The following is a 2,374-nucleotide window of genomic DNA, read 5'->3' as shown; positions in this document are numbered from 1 at the left end:
GGCGGCCCAACTCTCGGACTCTTCTTTGGGCCGGGAGTTGTAGCGCGCTTAATGCGAGTTGAACCTTATTGCGCGCTACAACCCCGACCCAAAAGCAATCGCAGAGATTGAGGACTGCGGAGCCTAAGGTATAGCGTAGCTATCTAAAAGTCTTTTGGGTACCTTTTCTTCAGAAAAGGTACGGTTCCATGCGGGTAGACACAGCTAACCGAACGGTTAATACTGCAAATATTTATGCGACCTGCATAGCTTCGACCCGCGCACGGGCATAGTCCAGTTTCACGCGGAACGTTTTTCGTTTCGAAGCCGGCACCTCGAACATCGCGTCCATCATGATCGCCTCGCAGATCGAGCGGAGCCCCCGGGCCCCCAGCTTGTATTCGATCGCCTTGTCCACGATGTAGTCCAGCACCTCCGGATCGAACGAGAGTTTGACCCCGTCGAGTTCGAAGAGTCGGACATACTGTTTGATGATCGCGTTTTTCGGTTCCGTCAGAATCCGCCTCAGCGCCTCGCGCCCCAGCGGCTCCAGATAGGTCAGCACCGGCAGCCGGCCGATGAGTTCCGGAATCAGCCCGAAGCTCCGCAAGTCTTTCGGCGTGATGTACTGCAACAGATTTTCGCGATCCACTTCGGCGATTTTCTGCTGCTGGCCGTATCCGACAACGCGCGTGTTCAGCCGCTGTGCGATCTTCTTCTGCACCCCGTCGAACGCGCCGCCCGCCACGAACAGGATATTCCGGGTATTCACCTGAATATACTTCTGATCCGGATGCTTGCGTCCCCCCTGCGGCGGCACATTGACCACCGTCCCCTCCAGAATCTTGAGCAGGGCCTGCTGCACCCCTTCGCCCGAGACATCGCGCGTGATGGAGGGATTGTCGCTCTTGCGGGCGATCTTGTCGATCTCGTCGATAAAGACGATCCCGCGTTCCGCCGCAGCGACGTCGTAGTCCGCCGCCTGCAAGAGCCGCGAGAGAATGCTCTCGACATCCTCGCCCACATACCCCGCCTCGGTCAATGCCGTGGCGTCCACGATGGCGAACGGTACGTTCAGGAGCCGCGCAATCGTCCGTGCAATCAAAGTCTTCCCCGTCCCGGTCTCACCCACCAGCAGGATGTTGGACTTGTCCAGCTCGATATCCGAATCTTCGGTGTCTTCCGGATTCGAAAGGCTGTGCATCAGCCGTTTGTAGTGGTTATAAACGGCCACCGAGATGTATTTCTTGGCCCGGTCCTGCCCGATCACGTAGCGGTCGAGAAACTCTTTGATGGACTGCGGGGTGTACAAGGCCATCGCCTCTCCGATGGTGGAAGCGGCTTCGCTCCGGGCGCGGTTTTCCATCTCCTCGCGCACCATCTCCCAGGCGCGTTCGGCGCAGTTGTTACAGATCGTCGCCTCCTGCCCGTGGATGATCATCCCCACCTGCGCCGCCGGAGCGCCGCAGAACGAACATCGTTCGGTGTGGTGTCCCTTGTTATTGTCTTCTGCCATAGGTCTCCCAAATAAAGTCGATAGCGATTACAATCCTTCCCGTTTGGTGAGCACGCCGTCGATCAGGCCGTACTCAGCCGCTTCGGCCGAGGTCATCCAGAAGTCCCGGTCGGCGTCCTGTTCGATTTTCTCGGCCGACACGCCGCTGTGCTGAGCCAGTATGGCGTAGAGTTCCTCTTTGGTTTTGAGTATCTGGCGGGCGGTGATTTCGATGTCGCTGGCCTGCCCTTCGACGCCGCCCAGCGGCTGGTGGATCATGATCCTCGAATGCTGCAAGGCGGAACGTTTCCCTTTGGTTCCTGCGGTCAGCAGAATGGCGCCCATCGAAGCGGCCATACCGGTACAGGTGGTCGCCACATCGGGCGAGATGATCTGCATGGTATCGTAAATCCCCAGCCCGGCCGACACCGATCCGCCGGGGGTGTTGAGATAGATCTGGATGTCGCTTTTCGGGTCGTTCGACTCCAGAAAGAGCATCTGGGCCTGAATGATGTTGGCGGCATCGTCGTAGATCGGCACGCCGAGAAAAATAATGCGATCCATCATCAGGCGCGAGAAGACGTCCATCGTGGCGACGTTCAGCTGCCGTTCTTCGATAATGGTGGGCGAGATATATTCGGCGGTCAGCCGGTCGTAACGGTGCATGGCGAGCGACGAGATGCCGCGGCCGAGACGTGCGTACCGTTCGAATTCTTTTTTATAATCCATTCCGTCGATATTGAGAAAGGGTAAAAATAGCGATTTTTTATGAAACAAGGCGTATGTTTCGAACAATCTGCGTCGGGCGCTGCGAACCGAAAGGGGACAACCTCGATTCCCGGTTCGGTCTGACTTTACGCGGGCGACAGACCTGGATCAACCCTTGACCGGTACTTTCCC

Annotated in this window: 2 protein-coding genes; both read right to left on the bottom strand. The window is 57.6% G+C overall.

Going from position 1 to position 2,374, the window contains the following annotated elements; all coding sequences use genetic code 11:
* Window positions 1-232 precede the first annotated feature (232 nt).
* Window positions 233-1,495, bottom strand: coding sequence for an ATP-dependent Clp protease ATP-binding subunit ClpX (gene clpX / locus QZ292_RS10300; protein ID WP_294601249.1), 1,263 nt, complete (start codon window positions 1,493-1,495; stop codon window positions 233-235).
* Window positions 1,496-1,522: 27 nt separating this feature from the next.
* Window positions 1,523-2,203: an ATP-dependent Clp protease proteolytic subunit gene (locus QZ292_RS10295; protein ID WP_294601247.1), complete on the bottom strand. Its 681-nt coding sequence runs from the start codon at window positions 2,201-2,203 to the stop codon at window positions 1,523-1,525.
* Window positions 2,204-2,374 lie beyond the last annotated feature (171 nt).

It is taken from the genome of uncultured Rikenella sp., from assembly GCF_910577125.1.
Taxonomy (GTDB): domain Bacteria; phylum Bacteroidota; class Bacteroidia; order Bacteroidales; family Rikenellaceae; genus Rikenella.
The sequence above is the reverse complement of the archived record's forward strand: the minus strand, read 5'-3'. Positions and strand labels throughout refer to the sequence as shown.